18 protein-coding genes are annotated in these 17,681 nt (G+C 51.2%); 8 read left to right on the top strand and 10 right to left on the bottom strand.

What is annotated here, in order from left to right:
• The first annotated feature begins 144 nt into the window (after positions 1-144).
• The 3 genes from ACJJIK_RS16705 (at position 145) to epmA (ending at position 2,808) form a co-directional block, all read left to right on the top strand.
• Positions 145-939 carry an aldolase gene (locus ACJJIK_RS16705; protein ID WP_444929413.1) on the top strand — a complete coding sequence of 265 codons (795 nt, stop codon included), beginning with the start codon at positions 145-147 and terminating at the stop codon, positions 937-939.
• Positions 940-1,228: 289 nt separating this feature from the next.
• Positions 1,229-1,801, top strand: a complete 573-nt coding sequence (gene efp / locus ACJJIK_RS16700) for an elongation factor P (RefSeq protein ID WP_444929412.1) — start codon at positions 1,229-1,231, stop codon at positions 1,799-1,801.
• A gap of 53 nt (positions 1,802-1,854) precedes the next feature.
• Positions 1,855-2,808, top strand: a complete 954-nt coding sequence (gene epmA / locus ACJJIK_RS16695; RefSeq protein WP_444929411.1) for an EF-P lysine aminoacylase EpmA — start codon at positions 1,855-1,857, stop codon at positions 2,806-2,808.
• A 7-nt stretch (positions 2,809-2,815) separates the two neighbouring features.
• Here epmA and ACJJIK_RS16690 read toward each other — a convergent pair whose 3' ends face one another.
• From ACJJIK_RS16690 to ACJJIK_RS16650, 9 genes are all read right to left on the bottom strand, one after another.
• On the bottom strand, positions 2,816-3,607 hold the full coding sequence (locus ACJJIK_RS16690) for a GNAT family N-acetyltransferase (protein ID WP_444929410.1): 792 nt from the start codon (positions 3,605-3,607) through the stop codon (positions 2,816-2,818).
• Positions 3,608-3,686: 79 nt separating this feature from the next.
• On the bottom strand, positions 3,687-4,499 hold the full coding sequence (gene cysE / locus ACJJIK_RS16685; RefSeq protein WP_444929409.1) for a serine O-acetyltransferase: 813 nt from the start codon (positions 4,497-4,499) through the stop codon (positions 3,687-3,689).
• 16 nt (positions 4,500-4,515) lie between these two features.
• Positions 4,516-5,502: a serine/threonine protein kinase gene (locus tag ACJJIK_RS16680; protein ID WP_444943380.1), complete on the bottom strand. Its 987-nt coding sequence runs from the start codon at positions 5,500-5,502 to the stop codon at positions 4,516-4,518.
• Between the two features lie 148 nt (positions 5,503-5,650).
• Positions 5,651-6,121, bottom strand: coding sequence for an ankyrin repeat domain-containing protein (locus tag ACJJIK_RS16675; RefSeq protein ID WP_444929407.1), 471 nt, complete (start codon positions 6,119-6,121; stop codon positions 5,651-5,653).
• Between the two features lie 56 nt (positions 6,122-6,177).
• On the bottom strand, positions 6,178-7,677 hold the full coding sequence (locus ACJJIK_RS16670; protein WP_444929406.1) for a catalase: 1,500 nt from the start codon (positions 7,675-7,677) through the stop codon (positions 6,178-6,180).
• Positions 7,678-8,074: 397 nt separating this feature from the next.
• A complete protein-coding gene (locus tag ACJJIK_RS16665) occupies positions 8,075-8,491 on the bottom strand; it encodes a hypothetical protein (RefSeq protein ID WP_444929405.1) in 417 nt (138 codons plus the stop codon).
• A gap of 196 nt (positions 8,492-8,687) precedes the next feature.
• Positions 8,688-10,625: an acetate--CoA ligase gene (gene acs, locus ACJJIK_RS16660; RefSeq protein WP_444943379.1), complete on the bottom strand. Its 1,938-nt coding sequence runs from the start codon at positions 10,623-10,625 to the stop codon at positions 8,688-8,690.
• 243 nt (positions 10,626-10,868) lie between these two features.
• A complete protein-coding gene (locus tag ACJJIK_RS16655) occupies positions 10,869-11,270 on the bottom strand; it encodes a cupin domain-containing protein (protein ID WP_444943378.1) in 402 nt (133 codons plus the stop codon).
• A 417-nt stretch (positions 11,271-11,687) separates the two neighbouring features.
• On the bottom strand, positions 11,688-12,785 hold the full coding sequence (locus ACJJIK_RS16650; protein ID WP_444943377.1) for an IS630 family transposase: 1,098 nt from the start codon (positions 12,783-12,785) through the stop codon (positions 11,688-11,690).
• Between the two features lie 1,011 nt (positions 12,786-13,796).
• On the opposite strand from ACJJIK_RS16650, the gene ACJJIK_RS16645 reads away from it, so the two are divergent.
• From ACJJIK_RS16645 to ACJJIK_RS16625, 5 genes are all read left to right on the top strand, one after another.
• Positions 13,797-14,153 (top strand): hypothetical protein, encoded by a 357-nt coding sequence (locus tag ACJJIK_RS16645; protein ID WP_444943376.1) that lies wholly within the window; start codon positions 13,797-13,799, stop codon positions 14,151-14,153.
• Between the two features lie 62 nt (positions 14,154-14,215).
• Positions 14,216-14,620, top strand: coding sequence for a hypothetical protein (locus ACJJIK_RS16640; protein ID WP_444943375.1), 405 nt, complete (start codon positions 14,216-14,218; stop codon positions 14,618-14,620).
• 115 nt (positions 14,621-14,735) lie between these two features.
• On the top strand, positions 14,736-15,212 hold the full coding sequence (locus ACJJIK_RS16635; RefSeq protein ID WP_444943374.1) for a hypothetical protein: 477 nt from the start codon (positions 14,736-14,738) through the stop codon (positions 15,210-15,212).
• Positions 15,202-15,582 carry a UPF0175 family protein gene (locus ACJJIK_RS16630; RefSeq protein ID WP_444943373.1) on the top strand — a complete coding sequence of 127 codons (381 nt, stop codon included), beginning with the start codon at positions 15,202-15,204 and terminating at the stop codon, positions 15,580-15,582. The genes ACJJIK_RS16635 and ACJJIK_RS16630 overlap by 11 nt, the downstream gene beginning before the upstream one ends.
• 732 nt (positions 15,583-16,314) lie before the next feature.
• Complete coding sequence (locus tag ACJJIK_RS16625) at positions 16,315-17,232, top strand: polysaccharide deacetylase family protein (protein WP_444943372.1); 918 nt, start codon at positions 16,315-16,317, stop codon at positions 17,230-17,232.
• Positions 17,233-17,282: 50 nt separating this feature from the next.
• Here ACJJIK_RS16625 and panD read toward each other — a convergent pair whose 3' ends face one another.
• Positions 17,283-17,669, bottom strand: a complete 387-nt coding sequence (gene panD / locus ACJJIK_RS16620) for an aspartate 1-decarboxylase (RefSeq protein ID WP_444943371.1) — start codon at positions 17,667-17,669, stop codon at positions 17,283-17,285.
• Positions 17,670-17,681: the final 12 nt, after the last annotated feature.

The following is a 17,681-nucleotide window of genomic DNA, read 5'->3' as shown; positions in this document are numbered from 1 at the left end:
AAATGCCACCAACATAAATTCGACAAAGATCGAATAATTTTGAGTTAGGTTTTTATAAATTATTTTGCCAAGCATTAATAAATAAGGAAATTTTATTAAATAGTGCAAAAATAATTTAACTTGCTGTGAGAATTGGAGATACACATGGCTAACACACTATCAATGGCAAAAAACGAACTGGTTGAACGGGCCAGTGAAGCGATGAAACAGCACCTCAGCACACCCGAGTGGTCGCTGCGAGAAAAGCTGGCGCTGACTTGTCGAATCTTATTTAACGACGGCCACGACTCTGGCCTGGCAGGACAAATTACTGCCCGCAGCGAAAAGCCCGGGACCTATTACACCCAGCGCCTGGGCCTCGGCTTCGATGAAATTACCTCATCCAATTTACTCGAGGTCAACGAAGACCTAGAGGTACTGTCCGGCGAGGGGATGGCCAACCCCGCCAACCGCTTCCACTCCTGGATCTACCGCGCGCGCCCCGATGTGAACTGTATTGTGCACACCCACCCCATGCACGTGTGCGCGCTGTCCATGCTGGAGCGCCCGCTGAAAATTTCCCATATGGACGCCTGTATGCTGTATGAGGATATTGCTTTCCTCAAAGACTGGCCGGGAGTACCTGTGGGCAACAGTGAGGGGGAATTGATTTCTGCGGCGATCGCAGACAAGCGCGCAATCCTGCTCGGCCACCACGGCCTGATTATGGCCTGCCGCTCTGTGGAGGAGGCCTGCGTTATGGCGGTTCAGTGCGAGCGCGCGGCCAAGCTGCAAATCCTGGCCGAGTCCGCCGGTACCATTCAGGATATTGACCCGGAACTGGGCCGCGAAGCCCACGACTGGATTCTTCAGGAAAAACGCACACAGGCAACGTTTGCTTACTTTGTGCGCCGCATGCAGAGGAGAGGTTACGGCGGCGGGGAAGACCCTCTAAGCTAAGCCCGTCAGGGGCAGTGGAGCCGGCATCCACTGCCCAGTGGCGCGCCCGGCGCCGCAATATCTGTGGCGCCCGCCCCCATTATCTCCCAGGTTATTCGTTCCAGCTCCCAGCCTCCTGTATAATCCCGCTCCATCGTACAGGGCTGGCGGTAAAGTCTCTTTTCCCCAGCCAGACGAGTTACCTGTGGCTAGCATTTGTGGCGGGCACCCAGCCTTGGCCGGAACCGGCTAGAAACCAAAAACTCGTTAAAAATCATATAGATAAATGACTTAAAGGGCTCTATTTGCTATGGCTAGTTACTCCACTAACGAATTCAAGGGCGGCCTCAAGGTGATGCTGGACGGCGACCCCTGCTCAATCGTGGAAAACGAATTCGTCAAACCTGGTAAGGGCCAGGCGTTCAACCGCGTCAAGCTGCGCAACCTGAAAACCGGTCGCGTATGGGAGCGCACCTTCCGCTCCGGTGAGAGCCTGGAAGCGGCGGACGTAATGGACCGCGAAATGGAATACTTGTACAACGACGGCGAGTTTTACCATTTCATGGAGCCCGAGACTTTTGAGCAGCACCAAGCCAGCAGCGATGCGGTGGGCGATGCGGCCAAGTGGCTCAAAGAGCAGGATATTTGCACTGTAACCCTGTACAACGGCTCGCCGCTGGCAGTGACTCCGCCCAACCACGTGATTCTGGAAATCACCGATACCGACCCGGGCCTGCGCGGCGACACCGCCCAGGGCGGCACCAAGCCGGCCACTCTGGTTACCGGCGCAGTAGTGAAGGTTCCCCTGTTCCTGGAGATCGGTGAAACCATCAAGGTCGACACCCGCACCGCCGAATACCTGGGCCGTGCCAAGGAAGACTGAGCACGCCCTACCCTCCGAGCGGCCTCCGGCCGCTCGTCTCCAGAGCTACCCCCATGAACACAGATACCTGGCGCCCCACCGCCACCATTGCCGCCCTGCGCCAGCGCGCAGCGCTACTCGCTGAAATTCGCACTTTTTTTGCCGCCCGCGACGTGCTGGAAGCCGAGGTGCCGGTACTGTCCCAGCGCGCCACCAGCGACCCCCATATCGAGTCCATCACCACCGAGTGCCGGGGCGAAAACGCCTACCTGGCCACCAGCCCCGAGTTTGGTTTAAAGCGTCTGTTGGCAGCGGGATTGGGGGATTGCTACTACCTGGGCAAAGCCTTCCGCCAAGGCGAATCCGGCGGCCGCCACAACCCCGAGTTCACCATGCTGGAGTGGTACCGCTGCGGCTGGGATGACCACCAGCTGATGGGGGAAGTCTCCGAGCTGCTCAGGGGTATTTTGGCCACCGAGCAGGTTCAGTCCCTCAGTTACCGGGAGCTGTTTTTGCGAGAGCTGCAACTGGACCCCCACAGCGCCAGCGAAGCCGAGCTGATCGCCTGCGTTGAACGGGAGATGGAGTTGTCCTTTGTCCCCCGCGAGCGCGGCGAGTGCCTGGACCTGCTGATGAGCCACCGCCTGGAGCCCAGCATGAACGAGGGCATCACCCTGCTCTACGATTTTCCCGCAGAGCAGGCGGCACTGGCAAAAGTGGTGACAGATAAAGAGGGGGTTCCCGTGGCTAGGCGCTTCGAGGCCTATGTGGGGGGATTGGAACTGGCCAACGGCTACTGGGAGCTGACCGACAGCGACGAGCAGCGGCGCCGTTTTGTCCAAGACCTGGAATACCGCCGCAGTCACCAGCGCCCGCTACACCCGTTTGAAGAGCGCCTGGTGGCGGCCCTGGATCAGGGCATGCCGGAGTGTGCCGGTGTCGCCCTGGGAGTCGACCGGCTGTTGATGCTAAAAGCCGGCTACCAGTCCATCGAAGAAGTGATCGCCTTCCCTTTCAGCCGCGCCTAGCGGCCGCTTACGGCGAGCTGTACTGGTAGCGGGCGAGTTCGCCGACCGCAAAAAAACCACTGTCGAGCAACAGCTGCTGGCGATCGGCGGGCACCAAGGTCACCAGGCTGCGGTGTTGGCCACCCCGCGCCGCAGCGGCTAAATGGCTAAACAGGGCCCGGCCAATTCCCCGCTGCCGGTAATCCGGCAGCGTCACCGAGTCGTAGAGGCCCAGGGCATCGGCGGCCGCAAACAGACACGCGGCAGCTACCGGCACGCCATCCAAACGGGCGAGAAACAGTTTCAGGCGCCCGCGCCGCTGTTCGGGAATCTCTTGCAGGCCCCGATAGAAGCGCGCCAGTTGCGCCCCCTCGGGCTCCCCTGCCACCGCAGCCTGCACCGCACCATAGTCGGACAAATTCTCCGCCTGCACCGCAGCAATGGCCAGTTGTTCCACCGCCGGGGGCTCGGCAGTGCTGAGCTTCTCGATCTCCACCGCCATAGCCACCAGGGACTGGCGCCGCTTTAACCCCAGTGCGTCCAGGGTGTCGTTGTCCAGGGGTTTTGAGGCGCTGTGCCAGAGGGTGAAAGGGCTGTGCCGCTCGGCAAAATAATCCAGCACAAAGCGCTGAATAATACGCGGCGGCATCACCATATTGGAAAACACCTGATTGAGCCCCGCAGAGGGCAGGCCGCTATCACTGCGGACAATGCCGGTAATTTCCTTGGTGCCATCGGGGTTTAGCAGGCCTGCGCGGTAGTCCGCGTAAGCCTCCAAATTGCGGCAGACGAGATTTTTCGCGCTGAGACTGTATTTCATGGGTCAAAGGATAGTGCTGTTGCGTCATTTCCCCAGTGAACCCAACCCCGCAGACAGCGTTGCTGCGGGGCCACAAGCCCTACTTCTGCACTTGCGACAGGGCACACTGATCCATGGATAGCGCCGGTTCAGCACAGGTGGCCGCCCCGACAACTTTTGCCGGCACACCGGCCACCAGGGCCTTTGCCGGTACCGATTTCAGAACCACACTACCGGAGGCGACCTGGGCGCACTCGCCAATTTCAATATTGCCCAGCACCTTGCTGCCCGCGCCAATTAAAACCCCGTGGCGGATTTTCGGATGGCGATCGCCGCTCTCTTTGCCGGTGCCGCCCAAGGTAACGGACTGCATAATGGAAACGTTGTTTTCCACCACGGCAGTCTCACCGATCACAATGCCGGTGGCGTGATCCAGCAGTATACCCTCGCCCAGGCGCGCGGCCGGGTGAATATCCACGCTGAATACCACTGAGACCCGGTGTTGCAGGAACATGGCCAGAGAGCGGCGCTGCTGCTGCCACAGCCAGTGAGCCACACGGTGGACTTGCAGGGCGTGGAAGCCCTTAAAGTATAGAAAGGGTTCGTGCAGGGAGTGGCAGGCGGAGTCGCGCAGGTAGATTGCGTTCAAATCCGCGCGGGCCGCGTGCCCGATCGAGGGGTCGGCCTGTAGCGCCTCATCGATCACCTCGCGAATTAACAGCGCCGGAGCCACCGCATTGTCGAGCTTGTTGGCCAGGTGAAAACTGAGCGCCGCCTCCAGGGAGCTGTGGTTCAGGATGGTCGCGTGCAGAAAGCTGGCCAGGATCGGCTCCCGCTCCACCTGCTGCGCCACCTCCATACGAATCTTCTCCCAGATCAGATCCGCCTCGGCCTCGGTGCATGTCGCATCCATGATTGCTCTCTCCATGTTACACGGTCCCCAGAGTCAGTGGGGGCTCCAGCAATGCCGACTGCTGCTCGCGCAATGCCAGTATATGCTCAGCCCAGTAGCGGGCGGTATTAAACCAGGGGAATGCCAGGGGAAAAGCCGGGTCCTGCCAGCGCCGCGCCAACCAGGCGGCGTGGTGCATCTGGCGCAGGCAGCGCAGCGGCTCCACCAGCTGCAACTGCTGGGGGTCAAAGCGATAGAAGGTCTCATAGCCCTCCAACACCGCATCCAGGTACGCGGTTTGCTCGGCGCGATTGCCGGAAATCAGCATCCAGATATCCTGGATCGCCGGCCCCATCAGGCAGTCGTCCAAATCTACAAACCAGGGCGTCTCATCCCGCCACAGGAAGTTGCCACTGTGGCAATCGCCGTGCAGGCGCAGCGTATCCCAGTCCCGCTCAAATAGCGGCGCTATCTGTTCAATAATGTGGCCGGTAACCGAAGCGTAGGCCTCGCGGTTCTCGCGTGGCAGGAAATCTCCATTCAGGATAAATTCCCGGCTATCGATGGCGAAGCGCTGCAAAGTGAGGGATGGGCGCTGGCTAAAAGGTTTGGCACTGCCGGCCGCATGGATGCGACCCAGCATGGTGCCCACCTGCTCCAGGTGATCAAAGTTATCCAGTTCCAACTGGCGACCGCCGCGCCGGGGAAAAAGGGCAAAACGGAATCCAGCGGACTCCATCAGGGTGCGCCCGTCAAACTGGATCGGCGCCACCACCGGAATTTCCGCCTCAGCCAACTCCAGGGTGAACTGGTGCTCCTCCAGTATCTGCTCGTCACTCCAGCGCCCGGGGCGATAGAACTTGGCAATCAGCGGCTCGGCGTCCTCGATACCCACCTGGTAAACGCGGTTTTCATAGCTGTTTAAAGGAAAAATACGCGCATCGGAAAGCAGCCCGGTACTCTCGACACAGTCGATCACCACGTCCGGCGTCAGGGCTTCATAGGGATGATGATTCGGGGTCATAGTGGGTACCAACTGGATTGCAGCTGGCTATGCTAACGCGGTCGCGGGGGCGGGGACAAACTCGGAGTCGCACCGCCAGCGAAAGCGGCCACCTCAAAGGGCGTTCAGCGCGGGAAACTACCCACAGTCAAGGGCACAAAAAACGGGATTAGTCGCCATTTGCCCGCTGTTGCTGCAACAACTGAACCACCTGGTCACGACCAAAGACCTCGGCAAAGTCCTCTGCCGAGTGGCCGGCCTTATTGACCTGTTGCGCATCGCAGTCCTGATTTAGCAAGGTGCGCGCAAGGGCAAACTCACCGCGAAAAATTGCCGCCATCAGTGCCGTGTTGCCACGGCGATCCTGAGCGCAGGGATCTGCCCCTTTTTGCAACAGGTAGTCCACCGCCTGGCCATTGCCGTTATAGGTGGCAATCATCAGCGCCGTATAACCTTTTGGGTTGCGAATATTGAGGGGGAAACCGGCTTCGGAAAACTCACGCAGCACCTCGACATCCCCCACCCTGGCTGCGGCAAAATAATACTGGGACAGCTCGGTAAAATCAGATTGTGTTTTTTCCACTTCCCCGGCCTGAACCCCCAGGGCGAGAAAGACCAGTGCGAATAAAAATGCTCTCATAATTTCACCTGTACAAATTGAGCGGGCGACGGCTGTCGCCCGCTCTTTGGTAAAAATTACCGGGCCAGTTTTTTCACTTGCCCCAGATCTCCGCCAACCGCTTTGGTCAGGCGCTGGCCGTAGTCCTTGTCGGCCTGGTAGAAGTAGCTCAGCATAATGTGCTTGGTGTTGTCATCGCGTACTTTACCCAGGTCGCCAGCGAGATTTTCAATCAAATTCTGGCGCTCCTCCGGGCTCAGACTGCGATAGAAAGCACCCGCCTGGGCAAACGGCAATTGCTTGTCAATCGCCTTTTGCTGAGTGCTGCCACTGAGCGGCTTGTTGCTGTACAGACCTTTGGCGTCCTCACTGCGCACATCGATACGGCTCGGCTGGTAGTTCACATCTGAAGCCTGCTGGCCGTAGTTGCCCGCGCCGTCCTGGTTCCAGTTGTTTACTGCCACCACAGGGCGGTTGATGGGCAATTGCTGGTGGTTGGCGCCCAGGCGATACATTTGCGTATCGGAGTAGGAGAACACACGACCCTGTAGCAGGCGGTCTTCCGATGGCTCAATACCCGGGACAATATTGGCCGGCGCAAACGCAGACTGTTCAGTTTCCTGGAAGAAATTAGTGGGCACACGGTTGAGGGTCATAGTGCCGACTTTGGTTTCCTCCACGTCCAGCCACATTTTAGTGGCGTCCAGCGGATTGTAATTAAAGCTGTTTAACTGCGAGGGTTTCAGCACTTTAATATACAGGTCCCACTGGGGGTATTCGCCTTTTTCAATCGCGGCATACATATCGCGGGTTGCGTGGCTGAAATCCTTGCTCTGGATTTCCGCTGCCTCTTCCACAGTCAGGTTTTTAATGCCCTGGCGAGTTTTCCAGTGGAACTTCACGTAGTTCACTTCACCCTGGTCATTGATAAATTTATAGGCGTGAACCCCCCAGCCATCCATCTGGCGCAAGTTAGCCGGTGTGCCGTAATCGGAGTACACCCAACTCAGCATATGGGTGGATTCCGGTACATGACTGAAGAAGTCAAAGAAGCGATTGGGGTCCTGCTGATTGGTCACCGGCGAGGGCTTCAGGGAGTGGACCATATCCGGGAACTTAATCGCGTCGCGGATAAAAAATACCGGCAGGTTGTTACCCACCAGATCCCAGTTGCCCTCTTCGGTATAAAACTTGGTGGCAAATCCACGGGGATCACGCAGGGTTTCCGGAGAGCCCTTGGAGTGAATAACCGTTGAAAAACGCACAAATACCGGCGTTTTGCTGCCGCGCTCGAACACCGCTGCACGAGTTAAATCACTCAGATCCGCTGTCGCCACAAATTCACCGTGAACACCGGTGCCGCGCGCATGAACGACACGCTCGGGGATACGTTCACGGGCAAAACGCTGTAATTTTTGAATCAATTGAACATCTTGCAGCAAATTACCGCCATTTTCTCCGGCTGTTTGCGCGTTCTGATTATCCCCGACAGGAGCGCCGTTATCGCGGGTCAGGGTCTCTGCATTGGCACCGCCTATCAGACCGATAGTTAATGCAAATAAGGGTAAGTATTTCATAGGACTATTTAACTCTACCGCCATTTCTATTACAGGGATAGAGCTTATAGGGGCAGGCAATCAGAGAGAAATTAGGCCTCCTTATCGCTCTTATAGTGGGGATCAATAGTAAGGGCGCAAGCTGATATATATTAGCAATAAATAAAAATGAGAATTATTTTCTTTTGGGGTAAATTACTCTCAAGGTGCATTTATTTGCGACTCAATAATTCCCCACTAAACACAAACAGCCAAATTCCCATACAGAAGATATTTTCTAATTATGTCTTTTGAAATAATTAACAGTTAGGGAGTACAGCTACGGCGGCTTTTTAACCCACAGGGCGAAGGGAAGGTTGCGGCGGGTGTGACTGCAACCATACCCACCGCTGCAAGGCTGGGATTAGGGGGATGCACTTTAGAGTTGAATGCAGGCGTGATAGATACCGTAAGAGGCCACACCCAGGCCAAAAAACAGCTGGCCCACCAATAACACCCGGAAGGCGAACGTATAACGGGCCACTTCCCCCCGACGAATGGCATCGTTGGAAAAGATTCTCGCCTCCTCCGGGAAACCCATTTCCAGAGTTTTCAGAGCGGGCACCGCGAGTTTGAGCAGCTGGCGGCTGCGAATATCCATCAACCAAAATACCGTAACCAATATGACTACAAACCCACCCAGCAAGGCCAAAATCAGCGGGTGGAAGTCTTTCTCCACGGCGGTAAAAATTCCGCCCTCGACAAACATGGTCAATACAACAAAAAAATTAAAAACCCTAAGGCGCTGATCGGCGGCAAAGCGATAGTGTTCGCAGAGGTACTGTCCCTGTTCCAAACGGAATCTCCTTAGCTGTTAATACCTATAAAAGTGCTCCGCGCTGCGGGAATGATTGACCGCAAGGCCGGCAGGTATTTATTGATCTATTTATCTGCAAAGTGCTGTACGGGCCCGCTGAAACACTGGATCTGTGTCCCACTAAAAAGGCCGGGCTATGCCCGGCCTATAACGCCTTGATTCAGCACACTTATCGTCAGCGATTTTCGCGGTGATCGATCAGTGCGTCAACCACAGAAGGGTCGGCCAGAGTGGAAACATCTCCCAGATTATCCAGCTCATTACAGGCAATCTTCCTGAGGATACGCCGCATAATTTTGCCGGAGCGGGTTTTTGGTAGCGCCGGCGCCCACTGAATAAAGTCCGGCTTGGCAATCGGGCCTATCTCCTTGCGGCAGAGTTCAATTAACTCTGTCTTCAGCGCATCACTGGGCGCGTGGCCGGATTTCAGCATCACAAAGGCGTAGATCCCCTGCCCCTTGATATCGTGGGGATAGCCCACCACTGCCGCTTCCGCCGTATCATTGTGCAATACCAGAGCACTCTCTATCTCTGCGGTACCCAGTCGGTGCCCAGACACATTCAGCACATCGTCAATGCGCCCGGTGATCCAGTAATAACCATCACTATCGCGGCGGGCACCATCGCCGGTAAAGTAATAGCCGGGGAATGCGGAAAAATAGGTCTCCAGCATTCGCTGGCGGTTGCCGTACACATCGCGAATCATCGAGGGCCAGCTCTTTTTAATCACCAGAGAACCCTCCCCTTCGCCATCGATCTCCCGACCCTCGCTATCCAGCAGAGCCGGCTGTACACCAAAGAAGGGCCGGGTCGCCGATCCGGGCTTGAGGGGCATGGCGCCGGGCAGTGGCGTGATCATATGGGCACCGGTTTCAGTCTGCCACCAGGTGTCCACAATCGGGCAGCGCTTATCCCCCACCACACTGTAATACCACTCCCAGGCCTCCGGGTTTATCGGCTCCCCCACCGTACCCAATAATCGCAGGGAACTGCGCGCGGCGGCTGTGACAAACTCATCACCGGCCCCCATCAACGCGCGAATCGCCGTCGGTGCGGTGTAGAAAATATTGACCCGGTGCTTATCCACAACCTGCCAAAAGCGCGAGGCATTCGGGTAAGTGGGCACCCCCTCAAACATCAGACTGGTGGCACCGGCGCACAGGGGCCCGTAGACAATATAGCTGTGCCCGGTAATCCAGCCCACATCGGCGGTACACCAGAATATCTCTCCCTCGCGATAATCAAATGTATATTTGAAGGTCATGGTGGCCATCAGCAGATAGCCCGCAGTGGTATGCAAAACCCCCTTGGGTTTTCCGGTGGAGCCCGAGGTGTAAAGAATAAACAGCGGGTCCTCTGCCCCCATTACTTCAGGCGCGCAGTCTGACGCCATCTCGCCGATGGAATCGCCGTACCAGATATCCCGTTTGCGGTCCCAGTCCACCGCTGTGCCCGTATGTTTAACCACGATCGCCGTATGCACATTGGGGCAGTCCGCCAGCGCTTTATCCACATTGGCTTTCAGGGGCACGCGCTTGCCGCCGCGCACCGCTTCATCCGCCGTTATCACCAGGCGGCAGTCGGAATCGAGAATGCGGTCTTTCAGGGATACCGGGGAGAAGCCGCCAAATACCACCGAATGCACAGCACCGATACGGGCACAGGCGAGCATGGCGTAGGCCGCCTCCGGGATCATCGGCATATAGATACAAACCCGATCCCCCTTTTTAACCCCACGGGACTTCAGCAGGTTGGCCAAGCGGCACACATTCTCGTACAGACTCCGATAGCTGATCGCCTTACTATCTGCGGGGTTGTCCCCCTCCCACAGAATCGCGGTCTGCTCACCCCGGCTGGCCAGGTGCCGGTCGATACAGTTTACCGTGACATTCAACTGCCCATCGGAGAACCAGGCCGCATGGCCCCTGTGCAGATCCTCCTCTAGAACTTGGGTAAACGGTTTGTCCCAGTGTAAAAAATCCTTGGCCTGTTGCGCCCAAAACGCCTCGGGGCTTTCCACCGACTGGCGGTACATTTTCTCGTAATCTTCGGCGCTAATCAGCGCGTTGGCAGCAAAACTGGGGGGGATTGGGCGGGTATGCACTTCAGACATCATCTTCTCCTTTATTATTAGCGCGGCATGGCTAGCCTAGAGAAATCGGAGTTTATTAGAGCTTTATTGTGACCTCTTTATAACATAGCCACAGCGAAAGCGTCCGCCTACCTCAGTACAAGGTAAATGGGGGAGAGTACCTCCGCGCAAATCTTATAAAGTGCAAATGTGAGAAGAGGAACGGGCAACGGAAGAAAGTCGATTAATAGCCCTATCGCTTTTTGCAAACTATACAAATGTCTTTTAAATCCAGATATCGTTTTCCGCAGTTAAGCCTCCGCCGGTATCGCCGGTATCGCCGGTATCGCCGGTATCGCCGGTATCGCCGGTATTGACAACCCCTCTGGGCTCTACCAATAGAACTTCACATTCCTGTTCTGCCCTCGGTTTATGCTCCACACCTTTAGGTACTACCGTCATCTCGCCGGGCCCAAGGGAGATAACACTATCGCGAAACTCGATCTGTAGATATCCTGAAATCACAATAAACACCTCGTCGGTATCGGGGTGACTATGCCAGGTAAACTCCCCCTGAATCTTGACCAACTTGAACTGGTAATCGTTCATCTCGGCAACCACTTTAGGGGACCAATGCTCTGAGAACAGATTCAATTTTCCTTTAAAATTGATAACTTTATAATTCAATTTTCTATACCGATTTTAATTAACCTCACAACCTTCAATAAAGCAACTGGCAGTTTTTGAGGATTTTTTTTGCGAAGGAAACGTATACAAACCTTCTAATATCTTCAGTGCGAACCTACACCTTCCACACCTCAGTGAACCCCGCCGACATCTCTGCTGAATCAACAACCCTACCTTAAGGCTAAACCGACGGCTAGCGTTTGTGTCAGGCAGCTTTGGCGCCTAAGTCTTCCTCCATATCAGAATTCAGAAGTAGACAATCCACACCTGTATCTATGCATTTGTACCATATGGAGATACCCCATTAATATTTATCACCTTCTGAGCGATTGGGGCGAACGGGCTTTGTAATTGTAGAGAAGCGTGATATATAGATGATGGTTTTTAATTGACTATTATGAGCACTAGTGTACCGTATTAAATAGATTGCTGATTTGAGAGTGCTTGGCGTGCACGCTCCACTTTCAATAAAATTTCCTCAGCAGATTTCGTCCACACAAAAGCTTTCTTGGCTTCATTATGTGTTTCAATAAATTTCACGATAGCCGTTTCCAACTCCTTGACTGAGGTGAATACCCCTCGGCGCAACTGCTTCTCTGTAAGTAATCCAAAAAATCTTTCCACCAGATTTAGCCAGGATGAACTGGTCGGAATAAAATGAAGATGAACTCGTTTGTTTCTCTTGAGCCAGCGCTTTACATTTTCATGCTTGTGAGTCGCGTAATTATCGACGATAAGATGAAGATCCTGTTCTTTGGGTGTTTGCTTTTCTACGGTCTTTAAAAAGCCTAAGAACTCCTGATGACGATGGCGCTTTCTACACTCACCTATGACCTCACCAGTCAGCGTATTAAGGGCGGCAAAAAGAGTGCTTGTCCCGTGACGTTTATAATCATGGGTCATGGTGCCACACCGCCCCGGTTTCATGGGTAGTCCAGGCTGTGTCCGATCCAGGGCCTGAATCGAGCTTTTTTCATCCACACAAAAGACAACAGCATTTTCTGGCGGTGACATATACAAGCCAACAACATCGCGTAATTTTTCTTCAAAAGCAGGATCGTTACTCACCTTGAACTTTTCGGTTAGATGAGGCTTAAGGCCCACTTCCTGCCATACCCTGCTGACAAAAGAGTGGTTAATTCCTAAGACTTTCGCCATGCCTCGCGTTGTCCAGTGTGTCCCATCCTTTGGCTTACTTCCTGTCGTCATTTTGATAATTTTCGAGCGGAGTTTTGCCTGCTCTTCTGAATTCTTACCGCCATGATTAGCCCCCCTGGGCAAATCCTTCTCTATCCCTGCCAGACGCTTTTCTGCAAAACGATTGCGCCATCGGCCCACCGTATTGACATCAACGCTTAACTTTTTCGCAATTTGGTAGTTGGGAACCTGCTTGGCAGCGAGCAAAATAATCTTTGACCGCTCAGCTAATCTCACCGATATTTTTCGACTTTTTATATTCTTTTCTAACTGCTTTTTTTCTTCCGGTGATAAATTGATTTCAACTTGAGCTGGCATTGGTCTTCACTTAATCGCTAAATTAAGCTCACATTATATATCAGCAATCTATTTAATACACTACACTAGTAACACTTATGGACTGGCCAAATAACGTGGACTGCTATCATGCAATCGCGAAATTCACTGCCTATTACATGCAAGGTGAACAGCAGGAAAAGTGGTTAAGAATCATTGCTGACGGCCTTGAAACTGGAGCCTCCCCACCGGGCAAAGCTTTCTTATATGAGATCGATAAAGTGATTAACTCTTCTCCAAAACCAAGCATGCCAAATCGATCAGATTTATATCAACTAATTTGTACAGTATGCATTTAAAAACTCACAAGATACAACTTTAATCCTCCACAAATAAAAAAAAGAATCAAGACATTTTGCGATAAAAACATAAAGTTACAAAATTCAATAACAAAGCCCCACTCAGGAAATTTACACACACGGCAGTGACCAAGGAAACAAAAAGGATGGGGATACTTGAACACCGATAACGACCTCAATATTGAAACCGCAATCAAAGGTTAACCATATTACATTTCCATCAATCCAAAAAGAAGATAATTTTCATTTAAATATTTTTCAAATATTTTAATACAACCTAATACAAGTAATTACCCCCACCTCACAGAAGCATCACTAGCTTCAAAACCAAAGATCACCGAGATAACTTAGATTTGAGCATAGCAAAAACATTTCACTAGGCTAGGTACAACTATCCACTTCGCACTCTAACCCCTAATACCCTACACTTCAACCCATACTGACCGAGCTACTTTTCTCTCGCTCCAGCTTTACAAAAACTCAATTAGAAGCATCAGATCTTTTTAATATTTTACATAAGAAATTAGTACTGGCGGGAGAATCCATCGCCAAAAATCTAATCTTCTTGTAGCCTACAAACCTAGCACTGGAAATTTCTTTCTTCGAACCACGATAAATAGCAGAAAGACAAATATTTATAGTAGATTTGCACACAGCGCCACACACAATAAATCGATAACACAAAGAGGAATTTATGTTAAAATTATTTTTTACAACCATTTTAGCTCTTTCTTTATCCAGCAATGTATTGGGTGCAGATGTTTTAACACATACAGGAAAAGTAACTAGGGTGGTTGCATTCCCTCATTCTTACGGGAGCTATGACGAGACTCAAAAAGGACGTTTAGCAATTTATGTTGAGGGTTTACCCCAAGGGTGTGGCAGTGAGCTATCGCGCGTAGTAGTAGGCGTTGATCACCCGATACATGATTCAGTTTTATCATTAGCATTAATGGCAATAGCCTCTCAAGCGGAGGTTAAGGTTGCATACTTTGATCAATGTACTGTTAGATCTGATTCCTGGGATTTAGCCTACTTCAATATTAATTAACACGTTATAAATTGGGCTGCCGGTGGTTTTCAGCTAGCAGTCCCAACAGATTTAAGACGCATATGGAAACAGAAAAGCTGATCCGAAAAACAAAAACCTCTCACATGAGCAATGCCAAATGGATAAAATTATTTAATGCATGCCAGGAATATCCATTTACCATCGGCGGCGTCGAGTGGCAGTTTTTAGGCTGGGATACATTCATTAAAAACAGCATTTGCGTGAGTGACTGCCTACATAATAACGAACGCTTCAATGATTGTTTGCCAGCACCGTACGCCAAACTCAATGAAATTGAATGGATCTTGATTCCTTCACAGTTTGAAGCCCCCTATTCAGACAAAAAAAGACCACTACCCAACATCTTCAATGATATAGAGGCAATAAGAGTACATCTTGAAAAATATGCCAACTTCCCTATCATTGAGGTTGAAAATGGTATCAAGATTATTGGCTACGAGTATTAACCCGTCGGAAAAGTTAGTTTCAATCTTGTAAGCATCCATAAATTTTCCATAGTAAGCTTCTCGAACTTTACACGACGCTACATTTTTAAGAGACCTCCCCATTAAACCTAAAAATATGGAAATCCATAGAGCAGAACCAGCAGTCATTGAGCTAAATGGCTTCCTTAATGCACTAAGATGTGTGATCGACTGTCCAAAAAGGATGTTTAGTGCAACACTTATAGAAAAGAATGTTGATTTAAATTCGACCATTAAAAATATAAAAAATAGTATTGATGAGCATGGAGGAATCATAGAGCAGAAAAAAATTGATTACCAAACCACACATCAACTTTTCATCGATCATATCTATAAGAAGATATCGGGAACTAATACAAGAGGGCTGGATAATTTAGATTGGAACCTCATTGAGTATTATGGCCTTATCTCAACGCAAGACCTAGAGGATGGCCCCTGGAATAGACTTGTCAGCCAAGAGCATACGACATTAAGATTTCTTGATAATGAAGGAGATGAATATATTTTACTAATCGTGGAGTTTAGCGATTTTGTAGTACTAACCCAACTAGGACTAGCATGGAGTGAGAAATAAAAACAACTGGGATCAACAACAGACCTTCAGCAAGTATCACCTTTCTTTCACATTCGTAACAACGATGCTATTTACCACAGACCGATGTGGCCAATATTGCAGCCCATTGAAGCAAAGAAGCAAAGAAGCAAAGATGAAGATAGATATACCGGATGAAACTTCTAAAAGTGCAGGGTTAGACGAAAGAGAAATGAAAGAGTTTCTTGCCGTCTCCCTGTACAAAAAGAAGCGGATTAATGGCGTCCAAGGACGTAAAATTGTAGGCGGTTCCGAAATGGAGTTTCACGGCCTTTTAGAAAAATATAACGAATTCGTGAACTACGACACTGACGAATATATGGAAGATTCAGACAACTTAAAGGATTTCTAATATATCAGCCACAGGCTATACAACGGCACCAAGTCACTGACACTGCTTCTCCAACTCAACACGAGACAACATCTGTATTAAATCCGGCTGAGCCGGGCACTAAGGATCACAGTGAATTTACGGATAGAAATAAAAGAATCTGACAGCACGAAAAGTAAAAGGGGTGCGCTCTTATACCTTGCCTATAACTTATTTAATGTCTTCATGTTAATCCTGATTTACAGGGATTCAGCGATAATTCGTAGTGACGGCCCTTCTGGCTTTTCAGAGCTGATTATTAAGGGCTTGATTACCTATATCTGTCTTGCGCTCTTCATTGCTGGTTTAACAAAATCGATAACAATGTATCGGGCTTGTAAGGACACCTTTCGGTTGAACCTCCTATGTATCGCGGCATCCTCGTTACTTATATTTTTTTCTAGTGTAGCAGTTATTGAAGCATGCTCAGATGATACTGGCCATTGCCGGGAATGGTATATTCTCTAAGCTTGTGTATTACTCGTATAGATCGGGCAGTACGGGGATCTGTTTGCATATGTGTGACTGCCCCAGCACTATAAGCAATAGTAGCGAATGAAACACTATAAAGAATTACTTAAATTCGATCCCATTGAGCACTAGACTACAGGGCAATATTGGCCACCTGACAAATAAATCAAGATAGAACGTCATATTAGATCAATATGTGGCCAGATAAACCCTCCAAACACAAAAGCACTAGAGACAGAAATCATGCAGCGTTCAATCTTTATTTTGATAATCTACCTGTTAATAATTCCTGCGGTTAATGCCAAACAACTGGCAATTACTTTCGATGATGCCCCCCGCAAAGCCGACGGCTACTTTGACAGCCCCACTCGGGCCAAAGTGCTTATTGAAAGCCTGGAACAGCATAAAATCGGCAAAGTGGCCTTCTTTTCCACCACCCAGTCTTTAGATAAAGAGGGGCTGGAGCGGATGCGCCGCTACGATAAGGCCGGACATATTATTGGCAATCACACTCACAGCCACCCCAATTTTCTGAAGACAGAGCTATCCGCCTATCAAGCAGATTTTTTACGGGCCCACCAGCTACTGCAACAGTTTGATAATTTTAAACCCTATTTTCGCTTTCCCTATCTGCGCGAGGGAGAAACTGTCGAGAAACGCGGTGGTATGCGCAGCCTATTACAGGAAAACAATTATCAAAACGCCTATATCACCTTAAATAACTACGATTGGTATATCGAAGAGCTTTTTCAAAGCGCAGTGAAAGACGGGAGGCCGGTTGATATGGAGAGGCTTTCCAGCTTTTATGTCGACGTGCTGATGGCGAGTATTAACTACTACGACGCTATGGCGAGTAAATACCTCGGGCACTCCCCCAAGCACGTGATACTGCTACATGAAATGGATATTACGGCGCTGTTTATTGGCGATCTGGCCCAGCGGCTGCGGCAGGAGGGCTGGAAAATAATTCCCCTGGAAGAGGCCTATAAAGACCCCATCGCCACATACCAGCTCTCCCAACCGATTAAATACAACCCCGGCAGAATCGGCGAGATCGCTCTCGCTAAAGGGCAAAAGAAAAGTCTCTGGCACGACACCCTGGATGAGTCCTACCTACAAAAGAGGTTTAATCAGGAAGTGTTATTGATGTCTGCTCACTGAGCGGCGGACAGGGGGAGAGCTACAGGGCGCAGGCCCTGTAGCGGGGAGAATCAGGCTTCGGCAAGCTGAACCGGAATGGTATTTGTGCTGCGCTCTACCTTGTTGTTCTCATCCAGGTAGACCAGCTTGGGCTTGTGGCTATCGGCCTCTGCCTCGGTCATCTGGGCATAGGAAGCGATAATAATGCGGTCACCTACCTGCACTCTGCGCGCGGCAGCGCCATTCATAGAGATAATGCCGGAGCCGCGCTCGGCGAGAATCACATAGGTGTGAAAGCGCTCGCCATTACTCACATTGTAAATATCAATTTTTTCAAATTCGCGCAGACCCGCCAGTTCTACCAGGTCCTCATCAATTGCACAGGAACCGTCATACCAGAGTTCGGCCTGAGTCACTGCGGCCATGTGCAACTTGCACTTCAACATTTCAATTTGCATAGTTGGATGCCC

The sequence above is a fragment of the Microbulbifer regidiadema (SeqCode) genome (assembly GCF_052466995.1).
The sequence above is the reverse complement of the archived record's forward strand: the minus strand, read 5'-3'. Positions and strand labels throughout refer to the sequence as shown.

What these genes read in the sequence shown, in the direction of transcription:
- ACJJIK_RS16705 (WP_444929413.1), top strand. Translation starts at nt 145, where the DNA reads ATGGCTAACACACTATCAATGGCAAAAAACGAACTGGTTGAACGGGCC.
- efp (WP_444929412.1), top strand. Translation starts at nt 1,229, where the DNA reads ATGGCTAGTTACTCCACTAACGAATTCAAGGGCGGCCTCAAGGTGATG.
- epmA (WP_444929411.1), top strand. Translation starts at nt 1,855, where the DNA reads ATGAACACAGATACCTGGCGCCCCACCGCCACCATTGCCGCCCTGCGC.
- ACJJIK_RS16690 (WP_444929410.1), bottom strand. Translation starts at nt 3,607, where the DNA reads ATGAAATACAGTCTCAGCGCGAAAAATCTCGTCTGCCGCAATTTGGAG.
- cysE (WP_444929409.1), bottom strand. Translation starts at nt 4,499, where the DNA reads ATGGATGCGACATGCACCGAGGCCGAGGCGGATCTGATCTGGGAGAAG.
- ACJJIK_RS16680 (WP_444943380.1), bottom strand. Translation starts at nt 5,502, where the DNA reads ATGACCCCGAATCATCATCCCTATGAAGCCCTGACGCCGGACGTGGTG.
- ACJJIK_RS16675 (WP_444929407.1), bottom strand. Translation starts at nt 6,121, where the DNA reads ATGAGAGCATTTTTATTCGCACTGGTCTTTCTCGCCCTGGGGGTTCAG.
- ACJJIK_RS16670 (WP_444929406.1), bottom strand. Translation starts at nt 7,677, where the DNA reads ATGAAATACTTACCCTTATTTGCATTAACTATCGGTCTGATAGGCGGT.
- acs (WP_444943379.1), bottom strand. Translation starts at nt 10,625, where the DNA reads ATGTCTGAAGTGCATACCCGCCCAATCCCCCCCAGTTTTGCTGCCAAC.
- ACJJIK_RS16650 (WP_444943377.1), bottom strand. Translation starts at nt 12,785, where the DNA reads ATGCCAGCTCAAGTTGAAATCAATTTATCACCGGAAGAAAAAAAGCAG.
- ACJJIK_RS16645 (WP_444943376.1), top strand. Translation starts at nt 13,797, where the DNA reads ATGTTAAAATTATTTTTTACAACCATTTTAGCTCTTTCTTTATCCAGC.
- ACJJIK_RS16640 (WP_444943375.1), top strand. Translation starts at nt 14,216, where the DNA reads ATGGAAACAGAAAAGCTGATCCGAAAAACAAAAACCTCTCACATGAGC.
- ACJJIK_RS16635 (WP_444943374.1), top strand. Translation starts at nt 14,736, where the DNA reads ATGGAAATCCATAGAGCAGAACCAGCAGTCATTGAGCTAAATGGCTTC.
- ACJJIK_RS16625 (WP_444943372.1), top strand. Translation starts at nt 16,315, where the DNA reads ATGCAGCGTTCAATCTTTATTTTGATAATCTACCTGTTAATAATTCCT.
- panD (WP_444943371.1), bottom strand. Translation starts at nt 17,669, where the DNA reads ATGCAAATTGAAATGTTGAAGTGCAAGTTGCACATGGCCGCAGTGACT.